We start from the raw sequence: 14868 nt of genomic DNA on the forward strand, positions 1-14868 counted from the left end.
GCGCCTTCGACAGCCTGGCCCGCGACCGGCTCGGGGTACCAGCCGCGGCCCAGGTCCTGTGGAGCGCACCTAGTACTCCAGTCTGGTTTCGCGATCTTGTGGCGTACCCGGTTGGGAACAGGTACGGCCACCGCGTGATCATCGGTTGGTGTGTGGACAAACGAAGATCGTGCGGTGGCCGCGGGCCATAGCGTAGACCCTGCCCGCTGGCGGGAAATGTTCGACCGGGCCATGGCCCGGATCGCGGGCCGCTTTGGCCGAGTTGAGCCGAGGGCGAGTGCCCGCGCCTGTCTCCTCGGGCTGCTGTCGCAAGCAGAGCGGAAGAACTGCTGGCAGCTGGCCGAGCAAGCCGGACACATCCGGCCGGGGCCCATGCAACGGCTGTTGCGCTACGCCCGCTGGGACGCCGATGCCGTCCGCGACGATGTCCGCACTTACGCCGTCGATCACCTCGGCAGCAACGGCGGTGTGCTGATCGTGGACGGGACCGGCTTCGTGAAGAAGGGCCGGGCTTCGGCGGGCGTCCAGCGGCAGTACACCGGCACCGCCGGGCGCATCGAGAACTCCCAGGTCGGTGTCTTCCTCGCTTACGCCACCAGCAGGGGACGGGCATTGATCGACCGCCGGCTCTACCTGCCGGGGCAGTCCTGGTGCTCCGACCCCGAGCGCCGCCGGGCGGCCGGGATACCCGAGACGGTGCAGTTCGCGACCAAACCCCGCCCGGCCTGGGAGATGATCGCCGCCGCGCTGGACGCCGTCGTGCAGGCACCGTGGGTGACCGGTGACGAAGCCTACGGCCAGGACCCGCAGCTGCGCGCCGCCCTGGAGACACGCGGGACCGGCTACGTTCTCGCGGTCGCCTGCTCGACGCGGGTGCGGATCAACCAGGGCCGAACCCCCGTCCGCGCTGACACCGTCGCCGACCGACTGCCCGCCACCGCCTGGCAGCGGCACAGCGCAGGCCCTGGCGCGAAGGGCCCGCGCTACTACGACTGGGCCTGGATCCACATCGGCACCGACAACCACCGCCACCTGCTCGTCCGCCGCAACCGCACCAGCGGTGAACTGGCCTTCTACCTGTGCTGGTCACCCACCTCGGTCAGCCTTGCGGAACTCGTCCGCGTCGCTGGCGTCCGCTGGAGCGTCGAGGAGTGCTTCCAGGCCGCGAAGAGCCAGGTCGGACTCGACCACTACCAGGTCAGGCACTGGACCTCATGGCACCGGCACATCACACTCGCCATGCTCGCTCTGGTCTTCCTGGCCGCCGTCGCCGCCGACGCGGCACCGAAGCGGCCCACCCATCCGCACCGCCCAGCCCGCAGCAGCGAACCGATCCCCTTGACCGTCCCGGAGATCCGCCACCTGCTCACCACCGTCCTCGGCCCACCGGCCGTGACCGCAGCCAGGATGCTGCACTGGTCAATCTGGCGCAGACGCCACCAGGCAACAGCCCGGCTCAGCCACTACCGACGACGAGCCGCCGACGAGACCGGCGGATAGCTCACGAAACCGCACTGGAGTACTAGTATCCCGAGTCTCGGAAGCGCTGCATAACTAGGACTTGGGGCTCGGCAAGCGGTTGAGGTAGCCGGCGAGACGTTCGAAGATCTCGTCGGCGGACTTGGTCCAGGTGAACGGCTTGGGGTCTTCGTTCCAGTGGGCGATCCAGTCGCGGATGTCTTTCTCCAGCGCCTGGACGTTCTTGTGGACTCCGCGTCGTATCTGCTTGTCCGTCAGCAGGCCGAACCACCGCTCGACTTGGTTGAGCCAGGAGGAACTGGTGGGCGTGAAGTGCATGTGGAACCGCGGGTGCGCGAGCAGCCACTTCTGGATGACGGGGGTCTTGTGGGTGGCGTAGTTGTCACAGATCAGGTGGACGTCGAACTCGGCAGGCACTTCCTTGTCCAGCTTGGCGAGGAACTTCTTGAATGAGGTGATCCCCGTGGTGTGGACACACCTGACAATGGATCTTGTTGATCCTGGAAGGTGTAGATCTCTGTGGCACGGCCCTCGAAGTACAGTGCGGAGTTCCGGTCCGACGCGATCGCGTTGTGGCAGGCTTCGGCCGGAAGGCGGACGTGAAGTTCCCCCCCCCCCCCCCGCGAAGTGGACAGCGGGTGTTTACGCTGCCGGGACGAGGTTCTGCCTGAGCAAGGATCTCGTTTCGAGGGGAGTGACGTACCCGTAGTCGGGGTGCCGACGGAGCTGGCTGCGGTTGTACTCGACCTCGACGTAGCGGAAAACGTCGGCCCGGGCGGCCTCGCGGGTCTCCCGCATGATCGTCCCGATCTCCGCTTTCAGGATGGCGAACCAGCTTTCCGCGGCGGCATTATCGTAACAAGAGCCGACGCGCCCCATCGACTGCCTCATGCGCAACTTACTTATTTCGCTGCGGAATTCGTCACTCGTGTACTGATTCTCCTTGTCCGGCCCCTCGCCTACGGGGTCGCTTTGTCTCTTTGCCGCAGCCCCTTTTCCTCCCCCACGGCCTTCTCCAGATCCTCAAGGAGTTCCGGGTCGACCACCATGCCCGCCGCGTGGTGATGCGCGCGGGCGACGGTCGAGTCCACGCTGACCAGGCTGAGGTCGACGTCATCGCGGGCCGCCGCCTCGGCGATCATCGCGTCCATGAGGACCTGGAAGACCCCGTCACGCGCCCACATCCGGAACCGGTCGTAGATCGTCGACCAGGAGCCGTAGCTCTCCGGCACATCCCGCCAGGGACAGCCGGTACGGAACCGCCACATCACCGCGTTGAAGTAGCTGCGCAGGTCAGGGATCGGCCCAAACGCGCCCAGCGGCAGGTGCGGCTCGATCAATCCCACTCGGCATCAGTCAGATCACCACGAGTCACGCGACCGGTCTACCGCATCCAGCACCCTCCTGAAGCCGGAATGGCCGATCCCGTGATCTCAATCCAGAACACGCCCTAGCCCGGCCGGTCATCCGGTGGATTTCGACCTTGTGCCGCAGTTCCAGAAACATGAAGTACGTGCTCAGTGACTGTGACCGGCCCAGCCAGATGCCGCTGGGCGAGTGCCGCAGTACCTTCCCGAAAGAACGCTTCAGGAATCCCGAAGTCGCTTAGCCCGACAGAGCACACGAAGGAGAAAGAAGCCCCTGGCCACCAGCCCGGAGACTCGGTGTGGCTCAAGAGGACTCGCGGGATGTCGCACAGCCGTACCGCGACAGCAGCCCGATGGAAGAGCGAGAAACCACCGTGCCCCCTCCCACCGGTCTGCGGCGACCCCCTGGGTTGCCTTGCCCGTTCATCCGTGGCTGGCTGAGCGCTGAGCTCAGTGTCACGGGCCGGGCCGGGACGTGCGCGTGTGGCGGAACGCGGCTGACCGCCAAGCGGGGATCAGCTCATGAGACTCGCTCATGGGATCGGGGTGGTGCATCTCCCGATGGTGGACCTCGTCCTCCCGTTCCCCGTAGAGCATCGTGATGTTGACTCTGAGGTTCTCGTAGCCGGGGCGGAACGAGACTCCCGCGCTCGCGTGAAAGAGGTCAGAGTTGAAAATCACCGCACGGTTGGCCCGGTACGGAATGTTCATGGCGCGCGAGTGCTGTCGCTGGAGGAAGGGCTTGATGACGTCTGTGCGTCCGTTGTATGTGTCGAAGTCCCAGCTGAGCGGGGCATCGACGTCGTAGACCACCAGTCCGCCGGACTCAGGATCGAGATTGGCCTCGTCGGGAGTGATCCAGAAGTTGACGTTGACTGCCGCGAAGTCGGCATGGGTGGTCGCGTCCGCAGGCAGCTCGGGCCCGCACTTGAAACCCCACAGCTGCCGCAGCGGGTAGCGGTAGCCGATCATCCGCGGCAGCGCCTCCCGCAGCTCCTCGCCGATCTGCAGCAGTAGCGGGCAGTTGAACCCATCCTGGAAGAAGGCTCCAAGCCGGCCATGGGCGTACCGGCTGCCGGACCAGATCGTCGACTCCAGACAGAACTTCCGAAGCCCGTCCAATGCGGCCGGGGAGAGGAAGTTGTCGACGTAGACGACGCCGGGCGGTGTGTCCAGGTACATGCGCTCGACGGCATCCCGGTCCCACTTGTCTGAGAGTGCCCGCGTGACACGGGGAGTCTCGCGGGTGTGCAAAAGCCGGTTGTACGCGTGGCCGATGGCGCGGCTTTCGTTGCTGTCCAGCTCCTGCCGAGCTTCGGGGCCACGCGGCATCAGACGGTCGATCAAATCCTCGTACGCATCGATCACGGGTTCAATCTCTGTCCCCAGCACGCCCTGGCGCCGCAGGTACCTGAACTGATCGGCATCGTGGCGCAGTTTGGGAATACTGGGTGGGTACGACGGCGACGGGTCCACGTGCCCAGGCGGGTTGAGGCCCTCGCCCCAGCGAAGTCGTGCAGTCATCGCGGCGTACTGGCCCGCCAGCGTCAGGTCGCGCGCCTTGAGCGCATTGTTCACCAAGCCCTGGATCCAAGCGAGGCCGTCGTCGCCTTGGTTCAGCTCAGCTCTGAAGAGCGGCAACGCCTCTTCGTCACGGCCCAGTCGGAGCAGCAGCTTTGCCAGATTACGGCGGGCCAGGCGAAGCTCCTTGTCCCGGCTAAGGGCTTGGCGGTACAGGGACTCAGCGGACGTCAGGTCGCCGAGTCGCTGTCGTGTCCACCCCAAGTTGTTGTAAGCCATGGCGCACTCGGGATCGAGCGTGATCGCCTGGCTGAAGCATTGCTCGGCGTCGGTGAACTGCCCCGCTCGGGAAAGCCGATGACCAAATTCGAGCAGTCGTGAGGTACCGAGCGGCGTGGGCTTCACGTTCACTGGTGTCGTCCCAGGGCGCCGGCCTCTTGAAGGCTGGTGGCGTATTGCGCGATGGCGTCGAGGGTCACCATCACGTAGCTGGGACCGAACTGGCCGAACCGCTCGCCAGTGCCAGCGTGACCTGTGCCTGGATCGGTATGCGTAAAAGGACTCCGGGTAAACGGGTCTGTGCCCGTCCCAGTACCGGTTCCCGTTTGGGTGATGAACGTGCTCCAAGTGATAGCGGTCAGCGTGCCTGTGCCGGTTCCACCGTCTCCCGTCCCGGTTCCAGTACCCGTCCCGGTTCCACCGTCTCCCGTCCCGGTTCCAGTACCCGTCCCGGTTCCACCGTCTCCCGTCCCGGTTCCAGTACCCGTCCCGGTTCCACCGTCTCCCGTCCCGGTTCCAGTACCCGTCCCGGTTCCACCGTCTCCCGTCCCGGTTCCAGTACCCGTCCCGGTTCCACCGTCTCCCGTCCCGGTTCCAGTACCCGTCCCGGTTCCACCGTCTCCCGTCCCGGTTCCAGTACCCGTCCCGGTTCCACCGTCTCCCGTGCCAGCCGTGACGGTTCCCGTGCCGTCGCTCGTGCCGGTGAGCATGATGTCGCCCGCGCCGATGTCACCAAGTGCCCCGAGGTTGAAGATGAAGTGCATAAGGTCTTCATCGAGTACGGCGACACTTCGCTCCGGAGCCGAAGCCCGGACGAGTGCGAGCACCACGTCCTTCCCACCGTACTTGACGACTGCGTCCGAGAATTCCTTGACGAACTCCTCCCCTGATGGCACATCACCGCTCTGTCTCAGGGCATACCCGTGGAGCCACGACCGTAGATCGCGATTTGCGACCACCGAGTACAGCAACTGATTGCTGACCGACGCCTGCTCAGGTTCCACTCGTGTGCCGTAGACATATTCCGAGAGGACTTCCGTCGGCCCGGTGACGAACTGCTCCCGCAGCAGAAAGTCGGTCGACATTGCCCGGAACAGTGCATCGGCTCGGCGGACAGTACCCGCGCGCCGCAGGGTCTGGGATTCGCTCCCGGTCATCCGTATACCTCCAGAGACGTTAAGGCGTACGGTAACCGTTTGACGACTCTCTGTATGTACTCCGTTACGGGGATCCCGGTGCGAGAGACGGTCCCGCTGCCTCCGGCCGGCCAGGTGCTGGACGAACGTCAGTCAGCGGACTCTGACAGTTCTGGAACGCTGGTCATGGTTTCTGCGGACGCGGGTGGAGGGCGTACACGTGTCCGTCGGCCGAGGATACGATTACGCAGTCGCCGGTCAGAGCGGTCGCGCCCGACATGACCGCGCCGCCGGTGCGGAACAGGCCAATGGGGCGACCAGTTGGTGAGATGAACCGCACGGAACCGTCGCTGCAGCCCACCGCGATCGTCCCGTCCGCGAGCCGGCTGATCGCCCCGCGCGCCCACGGTCCGACGGGGGCCACCCAGGCCAGACGTCCGGATCGGCGCTCTACCGCGAAGAGGTGCCCGTCCCCGGCGACGTAGACGTTGCCGTCGGCGACCAGAGGCGCGGTGTAAAGGCACCGTCCGAGCCTGCGCCGCCATCGGATGGCGCCATCTGCCACGTCCAGGGTTGTGAGAACACCGTCGAAGTCGGCGCAGTAGCAGGTGCCCGTGTCGTCGACAACGAGGTCGGCCTTGACCGGCGCGTCGAGCGCCCGACGCCAGTAGGGCTGTTGCTCGTCGCCCATGGGGAAGGCAGTGACTGTCCCGGAATTGTCTGAGGCCAGGACGGCCTTGGTGGTGACCACCGCAGGCCGGGCGTGGGCGTACCCGGAGAGGGGCCGGCGCCACGACACGGTGCCGTCGGAGGAACATACGCGCAGCAGGGCACCCGCGTGGGGCATCTGTGTAACGGGGACGACGATGTGTCCGGTCCCGTCGTCCGCCAGGCCCGCGCCGATGCGCTCAGCGCACAGGGTCGCCCATCGTAGACGCCCGGTGCTGCGTTCGACGCAGCGCAGCACGCCGTCGTCGCTGCCGATGACGATGCCGTGCGGGGTGAACAGAGGTGTGCAGTGTGTGGGCGAAGGCGCGTCCGGGTCGCCGAGCGGCACCCGCCAGCGGAGGCATCCGGAGAGATCGACGGCGTGCAGCTGCCCCCGGTTCGATCCGAAGATGACGAGGTCCCCGTCACGCGCCGGGCGCGAGAACGGGACATCGTCGCCGCCGTTGACGCCCCCGAGCCGCCATCGCACCTGCGGGGCGGCGACCTCTTCCCCGCTCTCCGCGATCCCCAGCTCGCTGAGCGTGAACAGGTACCGCCGTGGCACGTCGTCGTGAGCACGATCGTCCCGGGCGATGCTGTCGAACCTGACCAGCGTGACGACGACGACGGGCCGCAGGCCATGCTGCGAGACGGTCTCGACGACCCAGCCCGCGGTGGCCCCGCTGCTTTCGAGGTCGTCCACGACGGCGACGGCGGATCCGGGAGGCGGCAGGGGACCTTCCAGCTGTCTGCGTCTGCCGTACGCCTTCGGGCGCTCACGCACGAGGATCCCGTCGAGGAGGTCCCCACGCCGTGTCGACTCCAGCACGAGCGCCCCCACCAACGGCGCTCCGGACATGCCTGTACCGACGACTGCCTGCGGGCGGAACGGGGCCAGTAGTTCGTACAGCAGTCGGCTCACGGCGGGCAGCAGATCGGCTGCCAAAGCGACCTCACGGCAGTCGAGGATCCAGCCGAAGAGCCGTCCGTCCGTCCGCCACCCCTCGCCGGGATGGAAAGCGCGGTTGATCAGGGCGGCACGGACCGCGCTCAGGTCCTGCTCGGCCTGGCGGAGGCGCGGCGCGGTGTTGTCCGTGCTCACTGGCGGTGTACCAGATGCTTGCGGAAGGCATGGGGCCACCACACCGGATCCTGCCCGGCTCCGTCCGGAACACCTGTGGTCAAGCCGACGGTCCGTGTAGCGAGTTGCGGGAAGTGCCGGTCGCCCTCCCGGGCACAGAACAGGAAGGTGATGTTGATCCGGCGGTTCGTGCCGCCGGAAGCGCAACCCGCCGGATCACATCCGTTTAGCAGAGGACTGCTTGACGCGAGGGTCAGGTCATGACGATGGCATCCCATGGCATTTTCCCCTCACGGATGTAACTCGTTTCCCTGGCGGAGAGGCCCGCCGGGCTCGCCAGAGGCATTGGGTGTGCGATGCGATGCGAGATGGCTCTCGTCCAGTAGAACTCTCGGAGGAGCCCGACGCATCTTGGCCGGTCGTAGCGCAGCCGGAGCAGGACTGCGGAGGGATCCACGTTGAGGGCTCCCGTCAGGCCACCAGGGCGTCCGCGTCCGTGAGCTGCGGTGCCGGCGTTTGAGTGCGAAGTCGTCGACGCCGAGTACGCGTGGGACGCGCAGCGGTGTCACCACCTGGCGCATGAGCATGCGCAGCGCGGTCGAGCGGGAGATCGCGCAGGCCAGAACGCGGCTGAGGCGGGCGCCCGCCCGGCCCGCTAACTCCTTGACCACGGAGTTCAGTTGGTTGGTCAGGCGGTTGGTGCGGCGCTGGTAGCGCTCCACGATGCCGGGAACCTGCTCGCGGAACGTCTGCCGCGGGCAGTCGAGAACCGGGCACACCAGGCGGCGGACCCGCACCGAGACGACGATCCGCCGTCCGTCCACCGGCACGTCCGCGAGCACCCGCCCATGAAATCCGTGCACCCGCGCTGTTCGAGTCCCGCACGCGGGGCACGGCACCGGATCGTCCCGGGTCCGCGCCGAAACCCGGATGACCTCGCCCTCGCCCGCCACCCCCTCGATGACCAGGGCCGACAACCCTGAAAACACCACCGCCACAAGCTCATTGACATCGCGCACACCATGCCAACGACAACCCTCACCCTTCGTTACCACCGATTACGGGCCAGAGCCTGATTCATGACACTCCCCACGGCCGCCGACACCGGGTTCCCCGCGCGGGGCGAAAGGGGTTTCTGAGCTGCGTGGTGCTGGGATAGAGCCCCTGTGCTGGGATGGTGCTGGCAGATCTGCCCCCTCGTCACCTGTCATCACCCATGCTCACCCCTACCGTGCTGGGATGCCGTTAACGCTTCCGTGCTGGTTCGCAGGCCGAACTCCGAAGAGGAGGAAGAGGGCGCCGCCGAGTGGCCTTCACATCATTTTCACGGCTCCGAAGGCCCAGGCGGAAACAAATCCGCACCTGCCCGGCGTTGTTGATCTCCGGATCGAGGAGGGGGAGGTGTCGGGTCTGAAGTTGTTCCATACGACGAAAAGCGGTGTGACCGAGGTTCTGCCGCGTCTTGCTGAGGTTGAGGCGGATGTGCAGGGCCTTGTTGAGGCGCACATGGAGACGCTGCTGGGCGTCCGATTTCTGGCGAGTGAGTACGGCACGGGGCCGGTGCATGGGGGCCGGATCGATTCGCTCGGACTGGACGAGAATGGATCGCCGGTCATCGTCGAGTACAAGCGTGGTGTTGACGCCGGGGTCATCAATCAGGGCCTGTTCTACCTGGCGTGGTTGATGGACCATCGCGCCGAGTTCGAGCACCTGGTCCGAGACCGGCTCGGGGTGACGGCCGTGTCTCAGGTCCTGTGGAGTGGCCCGCGTCTGATCTGCATCGCCGGCGACTTCACCCACTACGACGTGCATGCCGTGCGTGAGCACCGGCGGTCGATCGATCTGGTTCGCTACCGGCTCTTCGGCAGCGACCTGCTCGGTCTGGAGACTGTGGCCTCCGTGAGCGGTGGCACGCAGGTGGCCTGCCGGACGCGCCGCAAGGTGGTTGCCCCGGAGGCGGCCGACGTTCAGGTCGTGGCGATGATGGAGTTGGCGGGGGCGGTTGACGAGGTTTTGCTCGGGCTCGGGGATGGTGTGAACCGGGTGGAGCGCAAGACCTACCGGGCGTATCAGCGGTTGCGGAACTTCGCGTGTCTGTGTCCGCCTCAGCGGAGCAAGCTGCTGGTCTATCTGAAGGTTGACCCGAAGGACGTTGACCTTGTTCCGGGTTTCACCCGGGATGTGTCCGGTCTTGGGCACCACGGGACGGGGGATTTGGAGGTGCGGCTCCGTACGCCGAGGGATGTGGAGCGGGCGCGGGATTTGTTCCGGGCGAGCTACGCGGCGGCGTGATGGGATGCTGCTGCCCGCTTCCTGGCGGGGCGCGTTTCGTGGCGTAGGCGCGGTCGTGGGTGGGTGCCTTTCGTCGTGGGGGCGGTGGGCGGCGGTGGACTGTCCATGGTGCGCGGGATCGCCGGTTTGGCCAACCGGCGATCCCGCGCTGTGTTGCCCGGCTGGTGTGTGCCGGTGATCAGCGTGAACGGCTGGAGGCTGGGCTGGCTGCGACGGCCGGAGCGGCCGGCGTACTGGTAGCGCAACGGGACCTGTGCTCGCGGCCCGACTGTGCCTGGCGCGTGCCGGTCCCGTGGGCGAGGGTTTCGGAGAGGTCGGCCAGCAGTGAACTCGGGGTGTGCGGGGACGCGGTGATGGCCCAGGTGGGGCGGTCGATACCGGGTCCGGCCCACACGGTCCAGGTGGCCAGATTCTGATTCGGGTGCTGTGCGGTGAAGGCGTCGAACTGGACGCCTGAGTCTCCGTTGGGGGATGTCCAGCGGATCCATCGCCCGTTGACGGTGTGTTTCCATCCGGCGTCGGAGAGCGGCTGGGTGGCCGCGGTGACCATTTTCTCGTCCATCGGGGAGCCGGTGGCCGTGTCCCGGCCGTCGCTGTCGGCGAGGTGGGTCAGCAGCTGCTGCAGTATGGGGGCTGGGGTTGTGCCTGTCGCGGTGAGGACCCAGATGCGGTCGGAGACGGGTGTCTCGTAGGCGGCTACGGTCCACGCGGTGTCGTGGGCGGGGGTTTCGTGGACGCGTTCGATGCGCAGGGTCTGCGACTCGTGGATGGCGTGGGTTGTCTCGTCCGACCAGGTCCGCCATTTCTCGAACTCGCTGTGTGCGTCGAAGAAGGCGCTGAGAAGTGCGTCGTGGTCGCCGGCGTCGGCCAGGTGGACGGGGACTGTCTCCGGGTCCGCGCGGGAGTCTTCGGATAGGCCGGCGGTCACGTCGAAGACAGTGCGGGCTTCGATGGCGGCGCGTTCGGTGTCGGTCAGGGGCGCCGGGCCGGGGCGCATCTTGGCCGAGTGGACCTTCTCGAAGACGAGCAGGGCCCGCGCGGGCGAATCGAAGGTGCCGGCGACATGGCGCAGGTGGTCCTCGCCGTACAGGTGGACGGACTTGCCACCCGCGCCGAGGTAAGTGCCGACGGCGACGGTGGTGTGGCCGTCGTGGGCGTGGGCGTGGATGAGGAGCCGGCCGTGGCGGATGTCGTCGTGGATCTTCTGCGCCTGGTTGGAGACCTCGCGGATTTCGCTGCGGGTGCACCACGGCATCGGGTAGTTGGGCCAGGCCCATTCCTCGTCCATCGCTTTCCGGAGCCGAGGGGTGATCTCGACGATAATGCCTTCGGCGATCAGATGTTTGGCTGCGTCCTCGGCCCAGTAGGGCTCCTCGTGATCGATGCGGGCCAGGACCAGGACGTTGGTGGCGGTGACGGTCCAGTCGGCTGCTTCCAGAGCCGTGAGGGCGACGTGGGCGTGGGTGCCGGTCAGGACGGCGGTCACGGCGCTGGCATGGGTGGGGTGGGTGTGGAGGCGGACGTGGGCGTCGATGGCGGGAGTCATGTGGGGGTCTCGTCTCTTCTGCCTGTGGCCGGGCCTTCGGGCCCGGCCACCGAGGTACGCGGGGCTACCGGGTTGCTCGTGTGGACCGGGCGGTGTGCGCAGGCGTGGTGGTCGGTGGGCCGGCGCGGCTGGTGGGTGCCGGCCGTCGCCGCTGTGGCGGGGCGGTTTTGGTGGCGTGCTGCCAGCGGGTGCGGACGGCGCTGATGTCGGCGAGGGCGCGGCGGGCGCCGACGACGAGCTGGAACGGGGTGTTCGCCGGGTCGCCGGCATACGCCTCGATACGTCGGCCGGTGCGCTCGGCCGTGGTCAGGAGGGACCGCCGCAGGGCGCACTCGCCCCAGTGCTCGACGGAACCGGCCGGTTCGGCCAGCAGACGGAGGACTTCGCCCGGTTCGCTGCCGCCGTCCAGCACGCCGCGCTGCTGCGCCTCCCACAGGACGGTGACGGGGTCGATGGGTTCGCGGCGCCGGGCCAGGGCGGTCAGGCACTGCCACAGGCCGGCGTGCAGAGGCAGGGTGAGGTCGCCGGGGAGCAGCCACCGGACGGAATCGATGTCGGCGGGGTAGGCCGTAGCGGTGGCGAGCAGTAGCTGCTCCTCCTCGACGGCCTCCGTGTGGTCGGGCGCACCGGGCGGCGGCGGTGCCGTGGTACGGGGCAGCATGCCTGCGCGAGGCGGGAATCGGACCGCGATGTCGTCCACAACGGCGGCGAGTGCGTCGGTTTCGGCGAGCACCGTCTGTACGGGGTGCGGGAGGGAAGCATCGTGGACGGTCTGGACGAGGCGTCCGGTGGCCGTCAGGAGGCGGCGCCGGGCGTGTTCGGCTTCGACCATCCGGGCGTAGGCCGGTGCGTGGCTGGGCCAGGGGCAGACCTGGACGAGGGCATGCAGGTAGGAGGCGGTCAGGCCGCGCGCCTGCCTCCGTCCTGTGGCGAGGACGCGGTCGAGCCACTCGGTGTTCTTCGCGTGCTCGGCGGGGTCGGGCGGCGGCACGGTGCTGATCGCGGTGTACAGGGCGGTGTGGGTGGCGGTGGAGAAGGAGTCGGCGGTGATGCCGGTGATGTCGCTGAGGCGGTGCGGATTGAGGAGGAGGGCGCCGAGGAGGGCCTGTTCGAGGTGGAACACAGGCGGGGGCAGTGCGATGGCGTCGAGGTCGTTTTCGTCGGGTTCGGGGGAGTGGGGCATCAGGCGGCGAGGGTGAAGTCGTTGGGGTTGAGGGTGACGCCGAGGTGCGGGGCGAGGAGGTGGCCGGCGAGCAGCGGGGGTACGGCGTTGCCGATCTGGGAGAACTGCTGGCCTTTGTTTCCGGCCCAGGGGTAGTCGGCGGGGAAGGTCTGCAGGAGGCCGGCTTCGCGGGCGGTGATCCGGATCGGCTCCGGCGCCGGCGGAGTGCCGCTGCCGTCGGTCTGAGACGAGGTCGGGGTGGCGACCCAGGTGCATTCGTTCGCCCGGTGCCCGAAGAACAGCGTGCCTGCCGGCTCGGACAGCGGACGGACGGTGGCGTTCGCCTGGTTGTTGCTGCGCAAGGACCAGGACCAGCGATGGGCCTCGTCGGCGACAGCTGGGTCTGGAGCGTCGGCGGCCCGGGTCTCGCATGCGCCGTGCCGGGCCGTCCGCCCAGGGCCTTCGCGGGGGGACTGCCGGATTACTTCGTCAGCTCGGGGCGTCCAAGTGCCGCGCTCCCGGGCGTTGGCGAGTGCCCGGCGCGAGCCGGACGGGAACGGTTCGGGGCCGCCTCCCGGCCCGCCGCCGGCGCAGACGGTGGGGACGGGGCGGTCGGTGGCGCCCCAGCCCAGGGCCTGAGCCATGCTGACCCAGCGGGCGCGGCCCGGTCCGAACAGGGACTGCGGTTCGGCGACCCGGGCATGGGTCGGCGGGGGAGGTTCGGCGACCCGCACGCGGGAGGCGAGGAGGATCGCCCGCCTCCGCGTCTGGGGTATCCCGTAGTCGGCGGCCTGGATGATCCCGGTCCAGACGGAGAACCCCCAGCTCCGCAGGATGGCCGCGTACTGCCTCCACAGCGGCAGGACATCGGGGACTTCCTCCATCGCGATCCACTCCGGTTCGCCGACCGTGTTCAGGGCGTGGAGGTAGCGCATCGGCTCGGCGGCCAGCAGGGAGCGTCCGTCCCGGCACGCGGTGAGGAGTCCCGCGCGGGTGTCGCGTCCGGCGGCGAGGTCGGCGACCGCCTGGTGGACCAGCGGCTGGTCGACCAGCCCCAGGCGCTTGCCGGCCATCGACCACGCCTGGCACGGAGGACTCGCCAGCAGCCCCGTCGTACGGCCGAGCCACGGCCACGTCGGATACACCGCCACATCCGTCCGCACCGTCAACTGCCCGGCCCGTACGCGGGTTTGGCAGGCCCAGGCATCCCACTCCAGACCGACATCGCGGACCCCGAGCACGTTCAGAGCATGGCTCCAGCCGCCGGGACCGGCGAAGAGGTCGAGTATCACGTGGCCAGCCCGAAGCCGTCCCGCGTCAGCCCGTCCGCATTGCCGCGGCACGCCCAGGGAGAACAGCCGTCCGCGACGCCGTTTTCCAACTCATCGGCTTCGTCTGCCTCGGCGCGCAGTGCTGCGCGTTCTGAGGCGGTGACGTGGTCGATCGGCGCCTGGCTCAGCGGGACGCGGGAGCGGTGCAGGAATGCCTCGCCGAGCAGTCGGTTGCCTGCCGCGTTGGCGCGGGCGTTTCCCTGCCGGATGGCCGCGTCGAATTCGACGACGTCTGCCCACTCGGACGGGGACGTGTCTCTGATGTGTCGCCACTGGGCGTTTCCGTGGAACGGGCATCCCAGGCAGCTCGATTTCGGCGTATCGGCCAGCCCGAGCGAGGTCAGGTACCGAAGGCAGTCGGACCTGTTCCAGGACAGGTCCAGAAGAGGATGTCGGTTGCGCATATACATGACGTCGGCGTCCTTGGCGCGGTGGAATTCATCGGTGGAGATTCCCACCCACTGCTCGACGAACACTCCCTTGGGGATGCGCAAAGGGTGGGGGTAGCCGAGCAGCTCGCGAACCTTCTGTTTTATCGGCTTTATCTTGTATTCGCCGGTGCACTGACGTCGGGTCATGCCGGGTCGCCCGTCCTTGTTGAGGATATGGAGGGGCATGGATGCGAACCGGTGATCTGGGTTCAGAGCGTCGTCGCGAATGTTGCCGGAGGACACGCGCAGAACTGGAATTCCGGCGGGTTTGGCTATTTCCTCTTCCATGCGGTCAAGGTGCGCGTAGACCGCTTCGGGCTCCCATCCAGTGTCGGCGAAAATTGCGAAGTCGACCTTCGGCAAGACGCCTTCGGCTGACAGGGCGAGCAAGGTGCTGGATTGAACTCCCGCGCCAAGAGAAAGGGCACGGAATCGCGGCAGATCTGAAATGGTGTTTCCTGGAGGTCGGGAGATGGGGGTGGAACCCTCAATGCGGCTGACGCGTCAGCGGTTGACGGGGGATCAGCCACTGCGG

At 67.6% G+C, this 14868-nt stretch carries 11 protein-coding genes and 2 pseudogenes; 2 read left to right on the forward strand and 11 right to left on the reverse strand.

Features of this window, described 5'->3' with window-relative positions; translation table 11 throughout:
• The first annotated feature begins 216 nt into the window (after positions 1–216).
• Positions 217–1500 (forward strand): IS701 family transposase, encoded by a 1284-nt coding sequence (locus DVK44_RS27105; RefSeq protein ID WP_456243361.1) that lies wholly within the window; start codon positions 217–219, stop codon positions 1498–1500.
• A 54-nt stretch (positions 1501–1554) separates the two neighbouring features.
• Here the strand turns inward: DVK44_RS27105 and DVK44_RS27110 are convergent.
• From DVK44_RS27110 to DVK44_RS27145, 7 genes and pseudogenes are all read right to left on the reverse strand, one after another.
• Positions 1555–1935 (reverse strand): annotated as a pseudogene (locus DVK44_RS27110) (transposase); the annotation flags it as partial.
• A gap of 186 nt (positions 1936–2121) precedes the next feature.
• Positions 2122–2370 (reverse strand): integrase core domain-containing protein, encoded by a 249-nt coding sequence (locus DVK44_RS27115; RefSeq protein WP_162794058.1) that lies wholly within the window; start codon positions 2368–2370, stop codon positions 2122–2124.
• A gap of 68 nt (positions 2371–2438) precedes the next feature.
• Positions 2439–2825, reverse strand: coding sequence for a transposase (locus DVK44_RS27120; protein ID WP_114662823.1), 387 nt, complete (start codon positions 2823–2825; stop codon positions 2439–2441).
• 477 nt (positions 2826–3302) lie between these two features.
• A complete protein-coding gene (locus DVK44_RS27130) occupies positions 3303–4778 on the reverse strand; it encodes a tetratricopeptide repeat protein (protein WP_162794060.1) in 1476 nt (491 codons plus the stop codon).
• The gene (locus tag DVK44_RS36825; protein ID WP_181957542.1) at positions 4775–5731 is read right to left on the reverse strand and encodes a hypothetical protein; all 957 of its coding nucleotides are present in this window, start codon (positions 5729–5731) and stop codon (positions 4775–4777) included. Before DVK44_RS36825 ends, DVK44_RS27130 begins: the two co-directional genes overlap by 4 nt.
• Before the next feature lie 235 nt (positions 5732–5966).
• Complete coding sequence (locus tag DVK44_RS27140) at positions 5967–7592, reverse strand: outer membrane protein assembly factor BamB family protein (RefSeq protein ID WP_114662827.1); 1626 nt, start codon at positions 7590–7592, stop codon at positions 5967–5969.
• Positions 7593–8074: 482 nt separating this feature from the next.
• Positions 8075–8590, reverse strand: a pseudogene (locus tag DVK44_RS27145) (transposase family protein); the annotation flags it as partial.
• A 382-nt stretch (positions 8591–8972) separates the two neighbouring features.
• Between DVK44_RS27145 and DVK44_RS27150 the strand changes: the two are divergent.
• Complete coding sequence (locus tag DVK44_RS27150; RefSeq protein WP_114662829.1) at positions 8973–9863, forward strand: DUF5655 domain-containing protein; 891 nt, start codon at positions 8973–8975, stop codon at positions 9861–9863.
• Between the two features lie 178 nt (positions 9864–10041).
• Here DVK44_RS27150 and DVK44_RS27155 read toward each other — a convergent pair whose 3' ends face one another.
• The 4 genes from DVK44_RS27155 to DVK44_RS27170 form a co-directional block, all read right to left on the reverse strand.
• A complete protein-coding gene (locus DVK44_RS27155) occupies positions 10042–11409 on the reverse strand; it encodes a DUF317 domain-containing protein (protein WP_114662831.1) in 1368 nt (455 codons plus the stop codon).
• 64 nt (positions 11410–11473) lie between these two features.
• A complete protein-coding gene (locus tag DVK44_RS27160) occupies positions 11474–12592 on the reverse strand; it encodes a DnaB-like helicase N-terminal domain-containing protein (RefSeq protein ID WP_114662833.1) in 1119 nt (372 codons plus the stop codon).
• Entirely contained in the window at positions 12592–13863 is a 1272-nt protein-coding gene (locus DVK44_RS27165; RefSeq protein WP_114662835.1) for a DNA cytosine methyltransferase, read from the reverse strand. The genes DVK44_RS27160 and DVK44_RS27165 overlap by 1 nt, the downstream gene beginning before the upstream one ends.
• Positions 13860–14723 carry an adenine nucleotide alpha hydrolase family protein gene (locus DVK44_RS27170; RefSeq protein WP_181957543.1) on the reverse strand — a complete coding sequence of 288 codons (864 nt, stop codon included), beginning with the start codon at positions 14721–14723 and terminating at the stop codon, positions 13860–13862. Before DVK44_RS27170 ends, DVK44_RS27165 begins: the two co-directional genes overlap by 4 nt.
• Positions 14724–14868 lie beyond the last annotated feature (145 nt).

It is taken from the genome of Streptomyces paludis (assembly GCF_003344965.1).
Lineage (GTDB): Bacteria > Actinomycetota > Actinomycetes > Streptomycetales > Streptomycetaceae > Streptomyces > Streptomyces paludis.